This window comes from Faecalimonas sp. LCP19S3_D12 (genome assembly GCF_052121495.1).
Taxonomy (GTDB): Bacteria; Bacillota; Clostridia; order Lachnospirales; family Lachnospiraceae; genus Faecalimonas.
In genome coordinates this window covers 59765-66990 of sequence record NZ_JBQKED010000013.1, presented here as the reverse complement: position 1 = coordinate 66990, position 7226 = coordinate 59765, and the positions used below count along the sequence as shown (strand labels likewise).

Genomic DNA, 7226 nt, shown 5'->3' with positions numbered 1-7226 from the left:
TGCCACTCGTTATGATAAGTTGGCATTCACATATATGGGGTTTATATGCCTTGCTTCAATCCTGATTTGGATAAAATAATCAAAAACTCATAATTTTCAAACACGCTCTAGAATAAACAAGTGATTTTTAAAAGAAAACAAGGAGAGGAATAAAAATGTCAGGACATTCAAAATTTGCGAATATTAAACATAAAAAGGAAAAAAATGATGCGGTCAGAGGAAAGATTTTCACGAAGATCGGTAGAGAACTTGCCGTTGCAGTAAAAGAGGGAGGCGGTCCGGATCCGGCCAACAACAGCAGACTGCGTGATGTAATTGCAAAAGCAAAGGCAAACAATATGCCGAATGACAACATCGAGAGAAGTATTAAAAAAGCAGCCGGAGATGCGGATGCTTCCAACTATGAACATGTTACATATGAGGGATATGGACCAAACGGTACTGCAATTATTGTAGATGCATTGACGGACAATAAGAACCGTACTGCTTCCAATGTGAGAAATGCATTCACAAAAGGAAGTGGTAATGTCGGAACACCTGGATGTGTGTCATTCATGTTTGACAAAAAAGGACAGATTATCGTTGCAAAAGAAGAATGCGAGATGGATGCAGATGATTTGATGATGACAGCACTGGATGCAGGAGCAGAAGATTTTGTAGAGGAAGAGGACAGCTTTGAGATTCTGACAGATCCAGATTCTTTCAGTGAGGTGCGTCTGACTTTGGAGGAAGCCGGCATTCCTATGGCGAGCGCAGAAGTAACTATGATTCCGCAGACATGGGTACAGTTAACAGACGAGACAGACCTGAAAAATATTCAGAAAACGCTTGATCTGTTAGAAGAAGATGACGATGTACAAGAGGTTTACCATAACTGGGAAGAATAGATAGTAAGTGATATGAGGAGGAATGTTTATGAGCAGTAACTACAAAATTGAAACAAAATGTATCCAGTCAGGATGGCAGCCGAAAAAAGGAGAACCAAGAGTGCTTCCAATTTATCAGAGCACGACATTCAAATATGAGACAAGTGAGCAGATGGGAAGACTGTTTGATCTTGAAGATAATGGATATTTTTATACAAGACTCCAAAATCCGACAAACGACACAGTCGCTTCAAAGATTTGTGATCTTGAGGGCGGGGTGGCAGCTATGCTGACATCTTCTGGTCAGGCAGCAAATTTCTATGCTATTATGAATATTGCAGAAGCAGGAGACCATATTGTGTGCGCTGCAGCAATTTACGGCGGTACATATAACTTATATGCTCACACATTGAGAAAGATGGGAATCGAAGCTACGTTTGTGGATGCAGATGCAAGCGAAGAAGAGTTACATGCTGCGTTTCAGGAGAATACAAAAGCAGTATTCGGAGAGACAATCGCCAATCCGGCATTGGTGATTCTGGATATTGAGAAATTTGCAAAAGTTGCTCATGAACATGGAGTGCCTCTAATCGTAGACAATACATTTGCGACACCAATCAACTGTCGTCCGTTTGAGTGGGGAGCTGATATTGTGACACATTCTACGACGAAATACATGGACGGACATGCGGCATGTGTCGGCGGCTGTATTGTAGATAGCGGAAATTTTGACTGGGAAGCATATGGTGATAAATTCAAAGGCTTGACAACTCCAGATGAGACTTATCACGGTATTGTATATACTGAAAAATTTGGTAAAGGCGCTTACATCACAAAAGCGACAGTGCAGCTGATGAGAGATTTGGGATCTGTTCAGTCTCCGCAGAATGCGTTCTTATTGAACCTTGGTCTGGAGACACTGCATTTGCGTGTGCAGAGACATTGTGAAAATGCACAAAAGGTTGCGGAATATCTTGTGAATCACGAAAAAGTTGCGTGGGTGAATTACGCAGGACTTCTGGATAACAAATATCATGCGCTGGCTCAAAAATATATGCCAAACGGCACTTGTGGTGTTATCTCCTTTGGCTTGAAGGGGGGACGTGATGCGTCTGTAAAAATGATGGATCAATTGAAACTTGCCGCAATCGTAACACACGTTGCAGATGCGCGCACTTCTGTACTGCACCCGGCAAGTCATACACACCGCCAGATGAATGAGCAGGAGTTATTGGAGGCCGGAGTACAGCCGGATTTGATTCGTTTCAGTGTCGGAATCGAGAACGCAGATGATATCATTGCAGATTTAGAACAGGCGTTGGCTACAATTTAGATGGAAAGATACAAGGCGGGAAGCAGGAGATGCTCCCGTCTTATTTTGTAAGGTGATTTTTGTATATTTCTTTCAAACTGCTGCATACTAAAAGAAAACAATGAAAAGGAGCAGGCGTATGGAGGAAGAAAAAAGAGAAGAGATTAACGAAACCGGAAGTATTGAACTGACACACAATAACAGAAAGCATAATATTCAGTTACTGACAATTATCGGAGAGATTGAGGGGCATGAGGCGGTGTCCGGCAACACAAAAGCGACGAAATACGAACATCTGCTTCCAAAACTTGCCGAAGTGGAGGACAATGAAGAAATCGAAGGACTCCTCATTTTATTAAATACACTTGGAGGTGATGTGGAGGCGGGACTTGCGATTGCAGAGATGATTGCATCACTCAGCAAGCCGACTGTGTCTTTGGTTCTTGGCGGAAGTCATTCCATCGGAGGACCGCTTGCGGTTTCAGCCGATTATTCTTTTATTGTTCCCAGTGGGACGATGATCATTCATCCGGTTCGTTCAAATGGGATGTTTATCGGAGTGATTCAAAGCTATCGGAATATGGAACGAACTCAGGATCGTATTATACGCTTTCTGGCAGGACACTCTCATATGACTCAGGAACGTATTGAAGAGCTGATGCTTGATTCTACACAACTTGTCAAAGATGTCGGCACACTTTTAGAAGGAGAAGAGGCCGTAAAAGAGGGACTGATTGATGCCGTTGGTGGAATGAGCGATGCTTTGACGAAATTACATGAGATGATAGAAGAAAAGATGAATAAAAATAGATGATGACATGAGATTTTATTGATGATATACTATATTATAGTATGTTTAAGATACAAGGGGGAGTTTCATGGCAGCAAGGAAGAATACTAGCAGAAAAAGAAACAAAAAACAAACGAAAAAGAAGCAGGACAGCCAAAGTTTTTTGAAAGATGAGATTATCATTTTATCAGCTTTGGCTGCCGGTATTTTACTATTAATAAGCAATTTTGGAATTGGGGGATTTGTAGGCGATGCCGTTTCTTCCGTATTATTTGGACTTTTTGGGACAATCGCATATATCATACCGATTCTGTTGTTTACAGGAATTGCTTTTGTAATCTCAAATAAAGGGAATTCTATTGCGTACATAAAGACTGTGGCAGGAGTGGGATTTACATGGATGGTCTGCACATTGTTTCAGTTGATCATGAATGAATATACAGCAGGCACAGGATTGTTCTCTTATTATAAAATTTCCAGTATGCATAAAGATGGTGGAGGGCTTTTTGGGGGAATTGTCGTTTCTGTGCTCTGTCCGGCAATCGGTGTCATCGGTACATACGTCGTTGCAGTGATTCTCTGCATTATTTGTCTTGTCATCATTACAGAGAAGTCATTTATACGCAGCGTAAAAAAAGGCAGTGAAAAAGCCTACTCTTCTGCGAAGCAGGATGCAAAGAAACGAAAAGAGCAGGCAGAATTGAGACGTGAAAAAAGAGCACAGGAGAGGGAACAAAAAGCAGCTGAGAAAGAACGAAAGCGAAAAGATAATACGGTCTCAGGGGTATCGTTTGACACGACACTTGTGAAAAAGTCACCGGAGATGAGAGAGATTACACCGCCGGAAGAAGTACCAGATTTATTTGCAGAAGAAATACCGTCATATGACGGCAGAGAAGCTGAAGTTTCAAAAAATACTGTTCCGGACGATATTACGATCAATCGGGCACAGCCGATTATGGAAGAACAAGTTCCGATTCCGGAACCTGTACCTGAGAAGCGAAAGACAAAAGAAAGTAAAAAGCAAGTTGAGACGGCGACAGCAAATGTGGAACAAGAGATTAAAAAGAGTGAGGAAAAGCAGCCAAAAGAATATGTATTTCCGCCACTATCTCTGCTGAAACATGGAAAGAAAAGCGGAGGAGATTCGGATACCCATTTACGTCAGACTGCAATGAAACTGCAGCAGACGCTTCAAAACTTTAATGTCAACGTAACCGTGACCAATGTAAGTTGTGGTCCATCGGTAACCCGCTATGAACTTCAGCCGGAGCAGGGAGTAAAGGTCAGCAAGATTGTCGGTCTTGCAGATGATATCAAATTGAACCTTGCAGCTGCGGATATTCGTATCGAGGCACCGATTCCAGGGAAAGCGGCTGTTGGAATCGAAGTCCCGAATAAAGAAAATACGGCCGTTATGCTCCGCGATCTTTTAGAGACAGACGAATTTCAAAAGCATGAATCGAAGATTGCGTTTGCTGCAGGACGTGATATTGCAGGAAAAGTTGTCGTGGCAGATATTATGAAGATGCCGCATGTATTGATTGCGGGGGCGACCGGTTCTGGTAAATCCGTCTGTATCAATACGCTGATAATGAGTATTTTATATAAAGCCGATCCAAAAGATGTGAAGTTAATTATGATTGACCCTAAGGTCGTTGAGTTAAGTGTCTATAATGGAATTCCGCATCTGATGATTCCGGTTGTGACAGATCCCAAAAAAGCGGCAGGCGCCTTGAACTGGGCGGTCGCTGAGATGATGAAACGGTATGATCTGTTTGCACAGTACAATGTGCGTGATTTGAAGGGATACAATGCAAAAGTTGAGACAATCGAAGCGATTGAGGAAGAAGGAAAACCAGAAAAATTACCTCAGATCGTCATTATCGTGGATGAGCTTGCGGATCTTATGATGGTCGCACCGGGAGAAGTAGAAGAATCTATCTGTCGCCTTGCACAGCTTGCAAGAGCCGCCGGAATTCATCTTGTTCTTGCCACACAGAGACCATCCGTCAATGTCATCACTGGTCTGATTAAGGCAAATATGCCGTCGAGAATCGCATTTTCGGTTTCGTCAGGTGTAGATTCCAGAACGATCATTGACATGAACGGTGCCGAAAAGCTGCTTGGAAAGGGTGATATGCTTTTCTATCCGGCAGGATATCAAAAACCGGCGCGTGTACAGGGAGCATTTGTGTCGGATAAAGAGGTGCAGGCTGTTGTGGACTTTTTGGTAAAGAACAGTGAAAGTGTTCAGTATAATGAAGAGATTACGAACCATGTAAATAGTACCAGTGTATCTGCGGGAGGCATGGTTTCCGGAAACAGCGGTGCCGATGACCGGGATGCCTATTTTGTAGATGCCGGGAAATTTATTATTGAAAAAGACAAAGCATCGATTGGAATGCTGCAGCGCGTATTTAAAATTGGCTTTAACCGTGCAGCAAGAATTATGGATCAGTTGGCAGAGGCAGGTGTTGTAGGGGAAGAAGAAGGCACGAAGCCAAGAAAAGTATTGATGTCAATGGAACAATTTGAGCAATATATTGAAGAACATGTATAATTCAAAGGAGGAAGAAAGATGAAAACAGACATTCAGATTGCACAGGAGGCAGTGATGAAGCCAATCAAAGAGGTGGCTGCAAGTATTGGGATTCAGGAGGATGATTTGGAACTGTATGGAAAATACAAAGCCAAACTTTCTGATGAATTGTGGGAGGCAGTAAAAGACCGACCGGATGGGAAACTTGTACTTGTAACTGCAATCAACCCGACTCCGGCAGGGGAGGGTAAGACTACAACCTCTGTGGGCCTTGGACAAGCTATGGCAAAGTTGAATAAAAAAGCATTGATTGCGTTGCGTGAGCCTTCGCTGGGACCTTGTTTCGGCATCAAAGGTGGTGCAGCAGGCGGCGGATACGCACAGGTTGTACCGATGGAAGATTTGAATCTTCACTTCACAGGAGATTTTCATGCAATCACTTCGGCAAACAATCTTTTGGCGGCTCTTTTGGACAACCATATCCAACAAGGAAATGTGCTTCAGATTGACCCGAGACAGGTTGTATGGAAACGTTGTCTGGATATGAATGATCGTGTACTTCGCAATATTGTAGTTGGTCTTGGAAATAAGATGGACGGTATGGTTCGTGAGGATCATTTTGTCATCACGGTTGCATCTGAGATTATGGCAATTCTCTGTCTGGCTGATGACATCAAAGATTTGAAACGTCGCCTTGGAAAGATTGTTGTTGCATATAACTTTGCGGGAGAACCGGTGACTGCTGATGACTTACAGGCGACAGGTGCGATGACAGCTCTGCTAAAGGACGCAATCAAGCCAAATCTGATTCAGACATTAGAGCATACACCGGCATTAGTACACGGCGGTCCATTTGCAAATATTGCACACGGATGTAACAGTATCCGCGCAACAAAAATGGCATTAAAATTAAGCGATATTGCAATTACAGAAGCAGGGTTTGGCGCTGACCTTGGGGCAGAAAAATTCATGGATATTAAGTGCAGAATGGGAAATCTGAAACCGGATGCGGTTGTGATTGTCGCAACTGTGCGGGCTTTGAAATACAACGGCGGAGTTGCTAAGAAAGATCTGAATGAAGAGAATCTGGAAGCATTGAAAAAAGGTATTGTGAACCTGGAAAAACATATTGAAAATGTTCAAAAATTTGGTGTTCCGGTTGTCGTGACACTAAATTCATTTGTGACAGATACCGATGCAGAAAATGAGTTTATCAGACAATTCTGCGAAGAAAGAAACTGCGAATTTGCACTTTCAGAAGTATGGGAAAAAGGTGGCGAAGGCGGTATTGCATTAGCAGAAAAAGTTTTGAATACATTGGAGACAAAAGAGAGCCATTTCCATACATTGTACGAAAACAGCCTTTCTCTGAAAGAGAAGATCGAGACGATTTCAAAAGAAATCTATGGCGCAGACGGTGTGGAATATACTCCGACAGCGGAAAAACAACTTGCTAAGATTGCGGAGCTTGGATATGGAGAGCTTCCAATCTGCATGGCAAAAAATCAGTATTCCCTCTCTGACGATGCGACACTTCTGGGAAGACCGGAACACTTTAAAATCCATATCCGTGAAGTATATGTCAATGCGGGAGCAGGCTTTGTAGTGGCACTTACAGGTGCAGTGATGACGATGCCTGGGCTTCCAAAGGTGCCGGCGGCAAATGGCATTGATGTGAATGAGGAAGGAACTATTACAGGATTATTTTAGGGAGAG

General features: G+C 42.8%; 5 protein-coding genes. All 5 read left to right on the top strand.

From position 1 onward, the window contains the following. Positions 1-155 precede the first annotated feature (155 nt). The 5 genes from ACTQXY_RS05785 (at position 156) to ACTQXY_RS05765 (ending at position 7220) form a co-directional block, all read left to right on the top strand. Entirely contained in the window at positions 156-887 is a 732-nt protein-coding gene (locus ACTQXY_RS05785) for a YebC/PmpR family DNA-binding transcriptional regulator (RefSeq protein WP_004612528.1), read from the top strand. A 28-nt stretch (positions 888-915) separates the two neighbouring features. Continuing rightward, positions 916-2199 (top strand): aminotransferase class I/II-fold pyridoxal phosphate-dependent enzyme, encoded by a 1284-nt coding sequence (locus ACTQXY_RS05780; RefSeq protein WP_441658695.1) that lies wholly within the window; start codon positions 916-918, stop codon positions 2197-2199. Positions 2200-2317: 118 nt separating this feature from the next. After that, the gene (locus ACTQXY_RS05775; protein ID WP_441658694.1) at positions 2318-2992 is read left to right on the top strand and encodes a ClpP family protease; all 675 of its coding nucleotides are present in this window, start codon (positions 2318-2320) and stop codon (positions 2990-2992) included. A 64-nt stretch (positions 2993-3056) separates the two neighbouring features. After that, positions 3057-5531: a DNA translocase FtsK 4TM domain-containing protein gene (locus ACTQXY_RS05770; protein WP_441658693.1), complete on the top strand. Its 2475-nt coding sequence runs from the start codon at positions 3057-3059 to the stop codon at positions 5529-5531. A gap of 18 nt (positions 5532-5549) precedes the next feature. Next, a complete protein-coding gene (locus ACTQXY_RS05765; RefSeq protein WP_441658692.1) occupies positions 5550-7220 on the top strand; it encodes a formate--tetrahydrofolate ligase in 1671 nt (556 codons plus the stop codon). Positions 7221-7226 lie beyond the last annotated feature (6 nt).

What these genes read in the sequence shown, in the direction of transcription:
- ACTQXY_RS05785 (WP_004612528.1), top strand. Translation starts at nt 156, where the DNA reads ATGTCAGGACATTCAAAATTTGCGAATATTAAACATAAAAAGGAAAAA.
- ACTQXY_RS05780 (WP_441658695.1), top strand. Translation starts at nt 916, where the DNA reads ATGAGCAGTAACTACAAAATTGAAACAAAATGTATCCAGTCAGGATGG.
- ACTQXY_RS05775 (WP_441658694.1), top strand. Translation starts at nt 2,318, where the DNA reads ATGGAGGAAGAAAAAAGAGAAGAGATTAACGAAACCGGAAGTATTGAA.
- ACTQXY_RS05770 (WP_441658693.1), top strand. Translation starts at nt 3,057, where the DNA reads ATGGCAGCAAGGAAGAATACTAGCAGAAAAAGAAACAAAAAACAAACG.
- ACTQXY_RS05765 (WP_441658692.1), top strand. Translation starts at nt 5,550, where the DNA reads ATGAAAACAGACATTCAGATTGCACAGGAGGCAGTGATGAAGCCAATC.